Origin of the sequence: Catellatospora paridis, from assembly GCF_009720365.1 — a bacterium.
Classification (GTDB): domain Bacteria; phylum Actinomycetota; class Actinomycetes; order Mycobacteriales; family Micromonosporaceae; genus Catellatospora; species Catellatospora paridis.
Genome location: NZ_ML769313.1, coordinates 346565 through 360865, shown reverse-complemented (window position 1 = coordinate 360865; position 14301 = coordinate 346565). Strand labels below are relative to the sequence as shown.

At 70.8% G+C, this 14301-nt stretch carries 9 protein-coding genes; all 9 read right to left on the bottom strand.

Annotated features, from left to right (window positions below; genetic code table 11):
• Window positions 1-22: 22 nt before the first annotated feature.
• The 9 genes from F9C41_RS06545 to F9C41_RS06500 all read right to left on the bottom strand — a co-directional run bounded on the left by F9C41_RS06545 (window position 23) and on the right by F9C41_RS06500 (window position 14289).
• On the bottom strand, window positions 23-400 hold the full coding sequence (locus F9C41_RS06545; RefSeq protein ID WP_155385747.1) for a GntR family transcriptional regulator: 378 nt from the start codon (window positions 398-400) through the stop codon (window positions 23-25).
• On the bottom strand, window positions 397-1173 hold the full coding sequence (locus F9C41_RS06540; protein ID WP_155385746.1) for a hypothetical protein: 777 nt from the start codon (window positions 1171-1173) through the stop codon (window positions 397-399). The genes F9C41_RS06545 and F9C41_RS06540 overlap by 4 nt, the downstream gene beginning before the upstream one ends.
• A gap of 195 nt (window positions 1174-1368) precedes the next feature.
• Entirely contained in the window at window positions 1369-2601 is a 1233-nt protein-coding gene (locus F9C41_RS06535; protein ID WP_155385745.1) for a hypothetical protein, read from the bottom strand.
• Between the two features lie 48 nt (window positions 2602-2649).
• Window positions 2650-2979, bottom strand: coding sequence for a PadR family transcriptional regulator (locus tag F9C41_RS06530; RefSeq protein ID WP_155385744.1), 330 nt, complete (start codon window positions 2977-2979; stop codon window positions 2650-2652).
• Window positions 2980-3029: 50 nt separating this feature from the next.
• Window positions 3030-4391 carry a hypothetical protein gene (locus F9C41_RS06525; protein ID WP_155385743.1) on the bottom strand — a complete coding sequence of 454 codons (1362 nt, stop codon included), beginning with the start codon at window positions 4389-4391 and terminating at the stop codon, window positions 3030-3032.
• A gap of 125 nt (window positions 4392-4516) precedes the next feature.
• Window positions 4517-7033, bottom strand: a complete 2517-nt coding sequence (locus F9C41_RS06520; protein ID WP_196279646.1) for a DUF4832 domain-containing protein — start codon at window positions 7031-7033, stop codon at window positions 4517-4519.
• Window positions 7034-7106: 73 nt separating this feature from the next.
• Window positions 7107-9779, bottom strand: coding sequence for a fibronectin type III domain-containing protein (locus F9C41_RS41990; RefSeq protein ID WP_155385741.1), 2673 nt, complete (start codon window positions 9777-9779; stop codon window positions 7107-7109).
• A gap of 147 nt (window positions 9780-9926) precedes the next feature.
• Window positions 9927-11291: a DUF4832 domain-containing protein gene (locus F9C41_RS06510; protein WP_230689370.1), complete on the bottom strand. Its 1365-nt coding sequence runs from the start codon at window positions 11289-11291 to the stop codon at window positions 9927-9929.
• Window positions 11292-11400: 109 nt separating this feature from the next.
• A complete protein-coding gene (locus F9C41_RS06500) occupies window positions 11401-14289 on the bottom strand; it encodes a fibronectin type III domain-containing protein (RefSeq protein ID WP_230689369.1) in 2889 nt (962 codons plus the stop codon).
• Between the last annotated feature and the right edge of the window lie 12 nt (window positions 14290-14301).

Here is a 14301-nt window from a genome sequence, read left to right as displayed (position 1 = left end):
TGCGCTTCGCGTGCTGCGCCGGTCACCGAGCAGTGCCGGGCGGCCCGGTGGCGGACAGTGCCGCCTCGACGATCCGGATCGCCTGGGTGGGATCGATGCCGACGCTGGCGATGAGCGCCGCGTAGTCACGGGCGGCGCGGCGGGCCTGCTCGAGGGCGGGCTCGCCGGCCGCCGAGACGAACGAGCCGGCCCGTCCGCGGGTCTCGATCAGCCCGGCCTCCTCCAGCTCCCGGTATGCCCGGCCGACGGTGTTCACGGCGAGGCTGAGGTCGGCCGCGAGGCGGCGGATCGTCGGCAGTCTCGTGCCGACGGCGAGCGAGCGGTCCTGGATCTGCCTGGCGAGCTGGGCTCGGAGTTGTTCGTACGGCGGCGTCGGCGAGCCCGCGTCGATGACGATCATCGGGTGGCCATGGCCCGCCGTGCCGCCGTCCCGACGTCCGCGGTCCGGAATTGGACCAGGCAGAGCGCGAGGACGCCGGCCACCACGAGCGCCACCGAGACCGCGTTCCACCAGCCGAGCGATTCCCCGTACAGGAAGATGGCCGGTAGCGACCACACCAGGCTGGGCGTGACGAGGGCGCGGGCGTCCTCGACCCGCATGATGACATCGGCCGTGAGCGACGCCTCGTCCTCGGCCACGGCGGGGCTCGCCAGCACCTGGCGCAGCTGCAGGACGACACCGACGCCGGTGCCGCAGAGGCCGATCAGCACGACGATCGCCCCGTTGCGCAGCGTGGAGTCCGCGATCGGCAGCACGCTCAGCGCGAGCAGCAACGCGCCGGTTAACGTGGCGACCGCGAACACGGCATGCGGGCGGCCCAGCACCGCCTGCCAGCCGAGCTCGACCGGATGGGCCACCCGCCGGGGCAGTTCCCCGCCGGCCTGCTGGTCGACGCGGCGCACCCACCCGCCGAGCAGCCACTGCGCCACCAGCAACCCGACCACCAGTGTCGCCAGCACCAGCAGCGGCAGCCAGGACGTGCCGTCGGCGGGCAGCGACAGCGCGTGGGTGAGTGCCGCACCGATCAGGAACGCCGCCAGCAGGAGGCTGTCGGCGACCTTGGCACGCCGCCGCACCGCCAGGCGCGTCGCGAGCAGCGGGGTCGGCTCGACGTCGGCCAGGCCGCGCTGGGTCAGCCACTGCTTGACCTCTGTGTGATCTGCCTGGCGCATGCCGGCACCTCCGATACGTCGCAAGCTTTGTCTCAATACGATGAGTCATAACATGCGACAAAGTCAACCCCGGGTCTCCCGGACCGGCCGCGGCGACATGCCAACCCGTGGTGCCCGCTCCCCCGACGCACATCAGATGTCGCCGCCGCGCCATTCCGGCCCGGCGGCGACACACGTCCTGTCAGCGGCTGCGGGTCAGTCGGAAGCGCTGGTGGGCCGCCGCCGGAGCGCCGTGCCGAGGGCCGCGCCGCTCGCCGTGCCCGCCAGCCAGAAGACGACCATCATGACCAGGAACTCCAGGCGCAGCACGTCGAGAACCGCCGATTGCCAGGTCGGCGGCACGGCGTCGCCGGTGCTCAGGTAGCCGGCCTGCCGGTTGGCCCAGACCACGGCCTCGGGAATGCTCACGGCGAGCACTGCCACCAGGGCGGCGAGCCCGGACAGGACGCCGGCGCGCATCCCCGAGCCGAAGGAGCGGCTGCGCCAGGCCGTGCCGAGTGCGACAGCAAGCAGCAGCACGCTCGGGAAGGCGACCCAGAAGTCGAGTACACCGCCGCGGTCATGGGCGAGGGACCACCGCGAGGCGGCGAAGTTGCCGGCCGCCACCGCGACCGCCACCACCGCGACCATCGCCCACGTGCCGCGCGGCCGCCCGGAGCGCAACGCGGCCCACGCTCCGCCGAGGGCGAACCTGCGCCGCTCGGCCCGTGGGTCGATCGCGGCCAGCTCGGCCCGCAGCGCGGCACCCCAGGCGGCCCGGTTCTCGGGCAGGTCGGCGGTGGCCATGTCGAGCAGGAGCTGCCAGACGTCGCGCGGCGCGAGTCGGCCCGCTGTCACCGCCCTGGCGCCGAGCGCCGCGCCGAGGACGGTCCACGGCATGGCCCAGACCAGCACGGCGGGGAACATGTCGAACGGCACCAGCAGGTCGCCGTCACCGAGGTTCGGTACGGCAGGGAAGCTGCCGGGGTCCGCTCGGTAGGCGGCGCGCAGCGGCAGGTGCGCGGCCGCCGTGCCGACCGCCACGGCGACGAGGGCCAGCAGCCCGGCGATGCCGCCCGCCCCGAATCCGCGGACCCGGGCCACGGTGGCCGCGGCCAGGCCGGCGAGGCCGCCGCACACGACCGCACCGAGCAGTCCGAGCACGATGGTCAGCAACGCGACGTCGGATCCCCACCGCGGGCCGTTCGCGACCGTGGCGAGATAGAGACGTTCCAGACCGAAGGTGAGCAGCCCGGCACCGGCGACGACGGCCAGTAGCGCGGCCCACACGGGGCGTCGGGTGCCGTCGCGCCACGCGGCGCGGGTGCGGGCCGGGAGGGTGCGCGCGCCGCCCCGGCGGACGGCGTCACGCAGCCGGACCGCCAGCACCACGATCGCGAGCACGGGCGGGGCGAGGATCACCAGAACGAGAAGGAGGAGGGCGAACATCGAGGCCTCCGAGCGGCAAGGGCGGGTCCGGGATGGATCGGTCGACGGTCAGGCCGTCCTGGGCGCGAGCCGGGCCGCGCCCGGGGCTGGAGTGCCTTCGGCGGCACGCGCCGCCGCAGCTACGGTGCGGGCGAGTTCGGCGCCGGCAGCGCTGAGCCGGTACAGGTGACGGGGCGGCCGGCCGCGCGGCGGGTCGGTCTCCCAGGAGGTCTCCACGTGCCCGCGCTCGGCGAGACGGATGAGGATCGGATAGACGGTGCCCGCCTTCAGATCGAGAGCGCGGCACAGGTCGTAGCCGTGGCTCCAGCCGTCTCCGGTCTCAGCGAGGGCGATGAGCACGGCGGCGGTCTGCGGGGAGGGCTGTCTCGCACGTACCATGCCTCCAATATCTACCTAGATAGAGTTAGTGCGCAAGACCCCGCCGCGGCTCAACGCGCGCTCGCCCGCTCGACCTCGTGTGACGTGCCGGACAGGGCCACCAGCAGCGCCGCCGCGGCACCCGCCACCGACGCGACGGTGAGCACGGTGCCGTCGAACCCGGCGGACTCGGCGACCTCGACCGCCAGCGGGCCGAGGGCCTGTCCCGCCAGCAGCACCGTGGCCAGGCCGAGCAGCGCGCAACCGGCGACGTCGGCGGGTGCGCCGTCCGCCGCGGACGACACCCGGATCAGGCCGGCGCTCAGCGCGAAGCACAGGCCCACCACGATCAGCAGCGAGCCGGCCGCCGTCCAGAGGTCTCCCTGTCGCGGACCGACCGCGTGCACGAGGATGCCCGCAGCGACCGTCCCGGCGCCGAGCGCGTCCCACGGCAGCCGCCCGGCGGCGCGGATCGCGGCGAGCGCACCGAGCCCGGCCGCCGCGGCACCGGCGGCGAACAGCCAGGCCAGCCCGGCCGTCAGGTAAAGGCTGTTGGTCGTCACGGTGTGCAGCGGCGCGGCCAGCGCGAGGCACAACACCGTCCACCGGGCGGGCTCGGCGTGCCCGCGCCGGTAGGCCTGCCGGCTCAACACCAGGGTGATCGCCGCCGCGAGCACGACCATGCCGTAGCGGACGGCGTCCGGCACAGCCGGCCGGTCCCAGAAGCCGAGGTCGACGCCGGGCGGCGGCTGCTCGATGCCGGTGCGCAACACGAGGTTTCCGGCGTACAGCACGACGACGGCGGAGCCGATCGGGGCGACGGAAGCCCAGCTGCCGGCAGGCTCGGTGCGCGGCTCGTCCGCAGCGGGCCCGACCGCACCCGGGCGGATCATCGCCGTCGCGGCGGCGACCGCGGCCAGCGCGAGCGCCGTCCCGGGGAAGAAGTGCTCCGGGATGAAGACCCGCGGAAGGTCGCTGGGCGGCATGACGACCGTGAGGATGTACGGGCACAGCACCAGGCCGACGACGAACCCGGACACGATGGCTGTGCGGACCGCGACCGGCGCCTGGACGGCGGCGAGCAGCAGCCCGGCGAGCATGATGCCCAGCCCGACCGACGCGAGCGCCGGGGAGACGATGTCATTGCCTGGCGTGTCGGCCAACTCCACGCACGACCCGACCAGGACCAGCGGCAGCCCGCCGGCGCTGATCGCCCACCCGTTGAGCCACCACGGAAGGGACCGCAGCCCGGCCACGAGCAGGGTGAACGCGGCGGCGATCGCGATGCCCGCCGGCTCCAGCGCGCCGACGAGAGGCGGCTCGATGTCGGCGTAGCCGATGAAGAGCCGCAACGGCGTGGCGCCCAGGCCCCAGTGGGCGAGCATGATGCCGGCCGCCCACGCGGCGAACGCGGCCGCGACGGCCGTAGGCATTGAGGATCGGCTGTGCGGTTGCCCGGTCATGCCGGCAGATCGTGCCACACCGCAGGGCACGGATGGGGTAGGCCGGCCAGGCGGCCCCGGTCCATCCCGAGGTCGCCTGGCCGGCCGTCGGCCGGTTACTGGAAGGTGATGTGGTCGATGGTGATGGTGGAGTTGCCGCCGTACCAGAAGCCCATGGCCAGCTGGGACGGCGAGTTGCGGTTGATGCCGTTGGCGGCCATCGGGATGCGGATGTCCTGATAGCCGGTCGTGATCACCGGGTGCGCTCCCCCGTCGAGGGTGAAGTCGGCGAACACCTTCGTCGACCCGCCCAGGCCCAGGTTGAAGTGGGTCTGCTCGCCACCGGCCGCGCCCTTGATCCGCACGACCAGATACGTGTAGGCGCTCAGATCCACGCCTACGTCCGAGCCGAACCAGCCGCAGTTGTTGTAGCGCAGGCTCAACGCCCCACCCGTGACCACACCGGAACCGCCGCCGTCGAGGAAGCAGTTGGCTCCGGTCCACTTGGCGAGGTCGTTCTGCGAAGACGACGGGTATGCGGGCGTGCCGTCGAAGTTGTCCAGCACGAGGCCGGTCGGCGGCTGCGGGGTCGCCTCCGTGGTGACCGTGACGGTGTTGCTGGCCGCCGACCGGTTACCGGCCGCGTCACGCGCCTTGACCGTGTAGGCATAGGCGGTCGACGCGGTCAGACCCGTGTCGGTGAACGAGGTCCCCGTCGGGCTGCCGACCAGCGTCGCACCCCGGAACACCTCGTACCCGGTCACGCCCACGTTGTCGGTGGACGCCGTCCACGACAGCGACACCGACGTGTCGGTCTTCGCAGGTGAGGACAGGGTCGGCGTGCTAGGGGCGGTGCAGTCGCCCGAACAGCCGGTCGTGGTCGCCGACACGGTGGCCGACGAACCGGACACGTTGCCCGCGGCGTCCACCGCCCGGACCGTGTACTGGTACGTCTGCCCCGGCGAGCGGCCGGCGTCGGTGAACGTGGTGCCGGCCGGGGTGCCGACCTGCGTCGACCCGCGGAACACCTGGTAGCCGGTCACGCCGACGTTGTCGGTGGACGCCGTCCACGACAGCGACACGCTCGTGTTCGTCACCCCCGACACCGTCAGGCCCGTCGGCGTCGACGGGGCGGTGCAGTCGCCCGTGCAGGAGCCGACGGTGACCCAAGAGGCCAGCACGTTGTAGCCCTTGGCCGCGTCCCAGGTGCCGGTGTTGGCCAGCCGGATCGAGTACTCCGGGCGGCCCTGCAGCGCCGAGGTCGGGTCCGGCAGCCACAGGGCCAGCTTGTAGTTGCCCGCGACCGCGCCGCCGGGCACGGTGACGCTGCTGGTGACGGTGCTCGCGCCGGCCAGCCAGGAGCGCGGGTCGACGCCGTTGAGCGGCAGGTTGTAGCGGTTGGTTCCGTTGTCGAGCACCAGGTAGGCGGTGCGGCCCTTGATGAGGCCGGACCAGCCGTCGTTGTTGAGGTGCGCGGTGAGAGCGAGGCTGCCGCCGGGTGCCACGGTGGTGGGGAAGGTGGCGTCGAGCAGCCTCAGCCGGTACCCCATCTTGCGCTTGATGCGCGTGAAGCAGGTCTCGGCCGGGTCGTTGCCGCCGGCGGCGAGGTTGGCCGCCTTCCACTTGTCGGTGTTGACGGCGGCGTAGTCCTCGTTGATCTCGGTGAAGTTGAGCTTGTTCATCTCGGTCTGCGCGTTGACGCAGGCGGCGTCGTTGTAGCCGTCGGCGCCGCAGGTCTCACCGCCGACCATCTTGTTGAACCCGGTCGAGGTGGCCAGGTCGTACATCCACTGCTTCTTCTGCTCGATGTAGAACCAGCCCATCCAGGACGGGTTGTCGTAGGTGCCCATGTCGTTGAGGTCGGCCAGGAAGCAGTCGTTGTGGAAGCTGATCCGGTCCTTCTGCGCCTGGGTCAGCGTGCAGCCCTCGGGCACCACGCAGGAGGTCGGGTCGACCATCTCCTTGATGTAGATCGGATACCGCATCGCCAGCGGGATGCTCGCCGGAGTGGTGTCGGCGATCTTCTTGACGATGCGGTACCGGGCGGGCGCCTCCTCGACCGAGGACGGGTTGGTCAGGCCGCCGGTGTGCCACTCGCCCCACGCGCCGAGGTAGCCGGTCTCCAGGTGCAGGACGACGTCGGCGTTCGCGGTGATCACGGCGTTGATCTGGGCGATGTGGGCGAGGATCTGTGACTCGGCGACGGTGGCGTAGCCGTCCCAGGTGTAGGCGGGCCGCAGCACGATTTTCATGCCCGCGGTGCGGACCGCGCCCAGGCCGGAGGCCAGATTGTCCAGCAGTGCCTGGGGCAGGGCCTGGGTCTTGTACTTGTCGAGGTGCACGTAGCTGTGCACCAGGGTGTTGCCGTTGGCCTTCGCGCGAGCGAAGGTCCGGTCCAGCAGGTCCGGGTTGAAACCGGGGATGGTGGCGGCGTTGACGTAGTCGTTGACCGCCGGGTCGTTGATGATCTCGTAACGGTTGTGGTAGCCGCGTTCCGGGTTGGCGAACGCGGTGGACAGATCTGCCTGGTAGGTGACGGTGGCCGCCTGGGCGGGCGCGGCGCCGACCGTCACGACCGCGAGCGCGGCCAGTAACGTGGTCGCGGTGAACATCCGCAGACTGCGGGTGGGCATGGTGGCCTTCCTGTGCATCGGGAGGGTAGGCCGCCTGGCCGGGTCGGGAGCCCTGCCAGGCGGCCGGCTTGCGCTACTGGAACGTGATGTGGTCGATCGAGATGGTCGAGTTGCCGCCGTACCAGAAGCCCATGGCCAGCTGGGACGGCGAGTTGCGGTTGATGCCGTTGGCGACCATCGGGATCTTGATGTCCTGGTACGCCGTCGTGATCACCGGATGCGCTCCCCCGTCGAGGGTGAAGTCGCCGAAGACCTTCGTCGACCCGCCCAGACCCAGGTTGAAGTGGCTCTGCTCGCCACCGGCCGTGCCCTTGATCCGCACGACGAGGTAGGTGTACGAGTTCAGGTCCACGCCGACGTCGGAGCCGAACCAGCCGCAGTTGTTGTAGCGCAGGCTCAGCGCGCCGCCGGTGACGACGCCGTTGCCGCCGCCGTCGAGGAAGCAGTTGCCGCCAGTCCACTTGCCGAGGTCGTTCTGGTTCGACGACGGGTAGGCCGGGGTGCCGTCGTAGTTGTCGAGCACCAGGCCGGTGGGCGGCTGCGGTGCGGCGCTGGTGGTGACGGTGACCGTGTTGCTGGCCGCCGAGCGGTTGCCCGCCGCGTCACGTGCCTTGACGGTGTAGCTGTAGGCCGTCGACGCGGTCAGACCCGTGTCGGTGAACGAGGCCCCCGTGGGGCTGCCGACCAGCGTCGATCCTCGGAACACCTCGTAACCGGTCACGCCCACGTTGTCGGTGGACGCCGTCCACGACAGCGACACGCTCGTGTCGGTCTTGCCCGGCGAGGACAGAGTGGGAGAACTCGGGGCAGTGCAGTCACCCGCGCATCCCGTGGTCGTCGCGGACACCGATGCGGACGAATTGGACACGTTCCCGGCGGCGTCGACCGCCCGGACGGTGTACTGGTACGTCTGCCCCGGCGAACGCCCGCTGTCCGTGAACGTGGTGCCCGTCGGTGAACCCGCCAGGACCCCGTCTCGGAACACCTGGTAGCCGGTGACCCCGACGTTGTCGGTCGACGCCGTCCACGACAGCGACACGCTCGTGTTCGTCACCCCGGACACGGCCAGGCCGGTCGGGGTCGACGGAGCCGTGCAGTCACCGGTGCAGGTGCCGGAGGTCGACACGCTGCCGAGATTGACCCAGCCGTCGGCGCCCTGGTTGGCATTGGCGAACGACAGCGGCAGGCGCGGCCGCCACTGGTCGATGATCCAGTCGGTGAGCCTGCTGGCGGCCGGGCGGGCGCGCAGCACGTCCGCGGTGACCGCTTCAAGCGGGTTGCGCACCTTCAGGACCAGGCTGTACGCGCCCGCGGGCACGCCCGCGGTGCTGACGGTCGTGGAGAAGTTGACCGGCCGACCGAAGTCGAGGTACTTCGGGTCGGCCCCCACGTTCCAGTCCGGGAACGCGCGGATCTTCAAGGGCTGCACGGTACGCAGGTCCCAGCTGGTGTCCCAGGTCTTCACGACCGCGCCGGCGCTGTTGCGCAGGCCGAGCTGCACCGTCCACGGGTAGTAGAACGGGGCGACGCCGTCGTTCTGCATGGTGACGCCGACCTTGAAGTTGCCCGAGGCGGTCGCGTTGAAGTTGGCCTGCGGGATGTGCAGGTTGTAGCCCATCTTGCGGACGCCCGCGGAGACCTTCGGGTCGGACGTGCTGTAACCGCCCGCACCGGTCTGGTTGATCATCCAGGTGATGTGGGTCAGCTCGGTCGCGGCGAGCACGTCGTCGACCTGCCCGGAACCGCCGGGCCAGTTGGCGTACAGGCTGCCCTGGATCTCGGGCCGGGCCTCACCGCCGATGGACTGGGTGACCCACCGGTTCTCGGTACCGGTGTTGAGCTGGAGCTGCAGGAACGCGTCCTCCCAGCCGTTCATCGACATCGGCAGGGTCATGCTCTTGAGCTGCCCGCCGTTGCGGAACTCCTTGTACGGCCAGGAGTCGTCGTGGAACCCGATGTTCGCGGTCTCGGTGCCGGCGAGCGGGTAGCGGACCTCCAGCTGGATGTTGTCGAACGCGGTGTCGTACGCCCCGATGATGGTGCGGATCGTGGCGTCGGTCGGCATCAGGTTCGGGTAGCCGTCGGCCAGGTCCCGGTCGTACGGCCAGGTGTGCCACTCGCCCCAGAGGCCGACCAGGCCCAGGGACATGAACCCGATGCGCGGGTCGGCCGTGCCGCCCGGCCCGGCCTTGTCGTAGCGGGCGGCGAACGCGTTGATGAAGGTGACCAGCGCGTTGATGACGTCCGGGTCGTCGTAGTCGGGGCTGACGGTGCCCCAGAACCCGTTGGTGCGCAGCGCCATCTTGCCGTTCAGGCACGGCGGGATGCCGTTACCGGGGTGGGTGCCGCTGCCGCCCGGGTACTCCAGGTAGAAGCGGAACGCGGTCTGGCGGCTCCAGACGGCGGCCTCGTCGAGCGCCTTCTCGAACACGCTCCAGTCGATGTTCGCGCAGCTGGTCGGATCCTTCATCACCTCGTTGAGGGCGAAGTAGCTCCAGACGATGCCGCCGGGATATTTGGTGGACAGGTTGTCACCGGGGAAGAGGTAGGGGGCGAACCCCTTCAGCGGCTGGCCGAGCGCGGCGTCGGCATAGGTGTAGGTGTGGGTGGCCAGGCTGGTGTCGGGACCCGGCCCGGCCGGCGGGCGCGGCGGCGGGCCCGCCGGTGCGGCGGCCGCGCTGGTGGCGACCAGCGCGAGGGTCAGCGCTGCCGCGGTCGCGGCGAGCATTTTGCGTAGGGATGGCATGAACCGTTGTTCCCTTCGGGGACGAAGTTCAGGAACAGGAAAGGGTTCGGTGCTGGGTGCCGTCAGCGGGCTGCCGACGGCACCCGAGGTGCGGTGGTGCGGGTGCCGTCAGCGCACTGCTGACGGCACCTGGGTGCGGCGGTGCCGTCAGCGGGTGGTGACGGCGCCGAGGTGCAGCCAGCCGGTGTGGGTGTCCTGGCTGGTGTTGGCGAACCGCAACGGGATGCCGTTGGGCAGCGGGTTGGCCACGCGCAGCACGATGTCGTAGCTGCCGGCGCGCAGGCCGCGGGTGTCGATGCGGGTGGTCAGCTCGGCCGGGGCCTGGCCGGGCTGGATGCCGTCCACGGTCCAGCCGGTGTGCCAGCGCTTGACGATGCGGCCCTGGCTGTCGACGGCGGCCAGCTCGGCGCGCCAGTCGTAGTAGAACGGCGCGGTGCCGCGGTTGGCCACGCGCACCGAAACGCGGTCGCGGGACAGCGCGGCCTCGGTGACGGTCAGCTCGTAGCCCAGCGACTTGGCCGCGGCCAGCGCGCGGAAGTACTCGTCGCCGGTGTAGCCGTCGGGGGCGAACGCCGCATGGTTGATCATCCAGCTGATGTGGGTCTGGTCGACGGACTGCGTGAAGTCCTCGTACTGGCCGCAGCTGACGGGCTGCTCGAACAGGCAGGACTGGATCTCGGGGCGCAGCTCGCCGCCGATCGGCTCGCGCTGCCACTTGTCGGTGACGCCCTCGTCGATGAGCCGCTGCACGAAGTGCCATGACTGCACCGGCAGCGTCTCGAAGGCGAACGAGTCGTCGTGGTAGCCGATGCCGAGTTCCTTGTTCTGCGGGCTCGGGTAGCGGGCCAGCAGCCTGGTCTTGTCGAACGCGGTGTCGAAGGTGTTCAGGATGCCCGCGAGGATCTCGGTGGAGGGCATCCAGTTCTCCGGCTTGGTCCAGCCGTCGTAGGGCCAGGTGTGCCACTCGCCCCAGAAGCCGATCAGCCCGAGGGTGAGGAAGCCGATGCGCGGGTCGCCGTCGTACTTGCGCCCGAGCGCGGTGATGAAGTTCTGCACGGCGGTGACCAGGCGCGGGTCGCTGTAGTCGGGGGCGACGCTGACGCCGTTGTTGCCGAAGTCGTCGTAGGGGCGGGTGAGCAGGCCCTGGTCGAGCAGGTACTGCGGGATGCCGGTGGGTTTGCCGGGGTAGTCGAGGTAGAACCGGAACACGGCCTGGTGGCCGCGCGCGGCGATGGCGTTGAGCTGGCGTTCGACGGCGTCCCAGCGGAACTGCTTAGGGCCGGTCATCACGTCGCGGACCGGCAGGTAGAACCATTCCATGCTGTACGGGAAGGTCTGGTAGCTGCCCGCATACGGCATGAAGCCCTTGAGGGGGTTGTCCGCAGGCGCGGACGTGTAGGTCAGCGGTGCCCATCGGGGAGCGTCGGTAGGGGGCTTGGCCAGCGCGGGCGTGGCGCCGGCCACGGTGAGCGCGGCAAGCAGCGCCACAGTGAAGCGGAGAACTCTTCTCACGGGAGGCTTCCTCGGGTGAAGGCCGGCCAGGCATGAGCACAGCGCCCGGCTGGGCAGGTTGACGGCCGGCCGGGCACCAGTGCGGTGCCCGGCCGGGCGGGGAGGGATGTCAGCTGACGGTGATGCGGTCGAGATCGGGCGCCCAGCCGGAGGGGTTGCTGAAGTTGATGGTGTTCGTCCCGGCGGACAGGGTGAGGGTGATCGTGATGGAGCCGATGGTGTTCCAGTCGGCGGTGGCGGGGAAGTTGACCGTCTGCCCGTTCACGACAGCCGAGCGGGCGACCGCGGCGCTGTAGTAGATGGTGATGGTCTTGGCGCCACCGGACCCTGCGGCTATGCCGTTGAAGGCGAGGGTGGCGCCGTTGCCGAGGTAGCCGACCTTCGACCCGCCCGAGCACGTGGCGCACGCGGCGGTCACGGCCCCGCCGGCAAGGGTGTTGCCGGACGCTTCGGCCTCGTAGCTGACGGGCGTTCCACCGCCCGCGCTGGTCGTCACGGTCAGCGGGCTTGAAACGGCCGAGTAGTTCCCGGCGGCGTCATAAGCCCTGATCGTGTAGGTGTAGGCGGTTGACGCGGCCAGCCCGGTGTTGGTGAAGCCGGTGGTCGGCGACGTCCCGACCGGGCTGCCGCCACGCAGGATCTGGTAGCCGGTCACGCCGACGTTGTCGGTGGAGCCGTTCCACGACAGCGAGATCGAGGTGGCGGTCTTGCTCGGCGAGGCCAGGCCGGTGGGGGCGCTCGGTGCTGTGGTGTCGCCTCCGCCGCCTGCCGCGGGCACGGTGATGCGGTCGATGTCGGGAGCCCAGCCGGAGGGGTTGGCGATGGTGATGGTGTTGCTGCCGGCGGCGAGGTTGAGCGTGACGGTGGTGGAGCCGACAGTGGTCCAGCCGCCGCTCGACGCGAAGTTGACGGTCTGCCCGTTGACGACGGCGGTGCGCGCCTCGGCCGACAGGTAGTAGATCGTCACGGTTCGCGAGCCGCCGGTGCCGCCGGCGACGTTGGTGAACGCCACCGATGCTCCGTTGCCGAGGTAGCCGACCTTCGACCCGCCCGAGCAGGTGGCGCAGGACGCCACCAGGGCGCCGCCGGACAGCGTGTTGCCCGACGCCTCAGCCTCGTAAGTCGCTGTACCGCCGCCGCCGCTTGCCGAGGTGGAGACGGTGACCGTGTTGCTCGCCGCCGATCGGTTCCCGGCGGCGTCGCGGGCCTTGACGGTGTAGCTGTAGCTCGTCGACGCGGTCAGGCCGGTGTCGGTGAACGACGTCCCGGTCGGGCTGCCGACCAGGGTCGCGCCACGGAAGACCTCGTAGCCGGTGACGCCGACGTTGTCGGTGGACGCGGTCCAGGACAGCGAGATCGACGACGAGGTCTGGCCGGTGGAGGTCAGCCCGGTCGGGGTGCTCGGGGCGGTGGTGTCGCTGCCGCCGCCGGTGCCGACGGTGACCGCGCCGAGGCCGAGCCAGCCGTCGGCGTTCTGGGTGGCGTTGGCGAAGCGCAGCTTCTTGGCGTTGGCGTTGACGGTTTCGAGGGGGTTCTTGACCCGCATGACCCACTGGTATCCGCCCTGGGCCAGGCCGGACAGGTCGGCGCTGTGCTGGAAGTACTGCCGGTAGCCGAAGTCGCGGTAGCTCGGGTCGGACCCGGTGTTCCAGTCGGGGAAGTTCCTGATCGTCAGCGGCTGGACCTTGCGCAGGTCCCAGCTGGTGTCGAAGGTGCGCACCACGGTCCCGGCGCTGTTCTTCAGGCCGAGGACAACCGTCCACGGGTAGTAGAACGGGGCGGCGCCACTGTTGCTGATCTGCACGCCGACGCTGGTCGCACCGCTGGCGGTGTCCTTGAAGTAGGCGTTGTCGACGGTGAGGTTGTAGCCCATCGCCCGCACCGCGGCCGAGACGTTCGGGTCGGTGGGCGAGTAGGCGGCACTCCCCTCGTTGATCATCCAGGTGGCGTGGGCGAGCTCTATGCACGCCTTGAGGTTGTCGACGTTGCCGGAGCCGTTCGGCCAGGACTGGAACGCATAGGTCTGGATCTCGGGACGGAGCTCACCGCCGATCGAGCTGGTGATCCATTTGTTCTCGGTGCCGGTGGCGATGTTGCGCTGCAGGTGGGCGTAGGAGGCGCCGCCCAGGGAGCTGGGCAGGGTCACGCCCTGCAGGGGTGAGCCTTCCCGGTAGCAGAACGAGTCGTCGTGGTAGCCGATGTCGCGGGTGTTGGCCGCTCCGCCGGCCGCGTCGGGGTAGCGGATCTCGACCTTGGTGGTGTTGAACGCGGTGTCGAAAGCGGCGACGAGTTGCGCCCCGTTGGCGTCGGTGGGCATGTAGTTGGGCAGCCCGTCGCCGGTGTCGACGTCGTAGGGCCAGGTGTGCCACTCGCCCCACAGTCCGACCAGACCCAGGTGGATGAATCCGAGCCGGGGGTCGCCGTCGTAACGGGCCCCGAACGCGGCGATGAAGTTCTTCAACGCGTTGATCAGGAACGGGCTGTCGTAGTCGGGGTGCGTGACGTTCCAGGTGGCGTCGGCGCGGGTGGGCACGTTGCCGTTGAAGCACGGCGGGATGGCGTTGGCCGGGTGGCTGCCGGTGCCGCCGGGATAGGTCATGTACACGCGGATGGCGGCCTGGTTGCCGTAGCCGGCGGTCTCGGCCAGCATGCTGTCGATGATCGACCAGTTGTAGCTGCCGCAGTTCCCGGCATTGTTCATGATCTCGGACAGGCCGAAGTAGCCCCAGGTCAGCGCATGCGGGAAGCCGTTGTTCTGGTCACCGCCGGGCGAGTAGAACCTGGCCCAGCCCTTGAGCGGGTTGTCCACCGGTCCGGGGGCGGTGGTCAGTGCATGGGCCTGCAGGGTGGGGTCGGGGCTCGCGGGGGCGGCGGGACGCGGGGGCGGGCCGGCCGGGGCGGCGAGCGCACCGGTCGGACTGACCAGGGTCAGCGCGGCGGCGACGGCTGCGCAGGCGAGTGCGGCCAGGACGGTTCGGCCGCGTGAACGTGATTTCACGGTGATCTCCGG

Excerpts from the sequence above, each read along its gene's own strand:
- F9C41_RS06520 (WP_196279646.1), bottom strand. The coding sequence starts at position 7,033 with ATGCCCACCCGCAGTCTGCGGATGTTCACCGCGACCACGTTACTGGCC.
- F9C41_RS06525 (WP_155385743.1), bottom strand. The coding sequence starts at position 4,391 with ATGCCTACGGCCGTCGCGGCCGCGTTCGCCGCGTGGGCGGCCGGCATC.
- F9C41_RS06545 (WP_155385747.1), bottom strand. The coding sequence starts at position 400 with ATGATCGTCATCGACGCGGGCTCGCCGACGCCGCCGTACGAACAACTC.
- F9C41_RS41990 (WP_155385741.1), bottom strand. The coding sequence starts at position 9,779 with ATGCCATCCCTACGCAAAATGCTCGCCGCGACCGCGGCAGCGCTGACC.
- F9C41_RS06535 (WP_155385745.1), bottom strand. The coding sequence starts at position 2,601 with ATGTTCGCCCTCCTCCTTCTCGTTCTGGTGATCCTCGCCCCGCCCGTG.
- F9C41_RS06540 (WP_155385746.1), bottom strand. The coding sequence starts at position 1,173 with ATGCGCCAGGCAGATCACACAGAGGTCAAGCAGTGGCTGACCCAGCGC.
- F9C41_RS06530 (WP_155385744.1), bottom strand. The coding sequence starts at position 2,979 with ATGGTACGTGCGAGACAGCCCTCCCCGCAGACCGCCGCCGTGCTCATC.